1 protein-coding gene is annotated in these 287 nt (G+C 69.3%); it reads right to left on the bottom strand.

Annotated elements, in window-relative coordinates; translation table 11 throughout:
• Positions 1-287, bottom strand: a 287-nt coding sequence (locus tag MD536_RS21300; protein ID WP_317208151.1) for a hypothetical protein, incomplete at both ends; no start/stop codon positions are given.

The raw sequence follows: 287 nt of genomic DNA, 5'->3' as shown, positions 1-287 counted from the left end.
CGAAAGAACCCGGCGCTGGCCACGATGGCGGCGTTGTCGGTGCACAGCGAGGGGGGCGGGTAACGCGTGGGGATGGGGCTGCGCGCGCGCACCTGGCGGCGCAGTGCCTCGTTGGCTGCCACACCGCCAGCGAGCAGGATCATTTTTGCGTCAAACTCGACGGCGGCCTGCACCGTCTTTTCCGCGAGAACATCGACGACGGCTTCCTGAAAGCTCGCAGCGAGATTTGCCACCGGTAGTGCACGCACGACGGGCGGCGGCTGGGGGGCCGTGCCATGCGCCGGGGC

It is taken from the genome of Flavihumibacter cheonanensis (assembly GCF_022352215.1).
GTDB classification, from domain to species: Bacteria; Bacteroidota; Bacteroidia; order Chitinophagales; family Chitinophagaceae; genus Flavihumibacter; species Flavihumibacter cheonanensis.
This window is presented reverse-complemented; position numbering and strand designations above follow the sequence as displayed.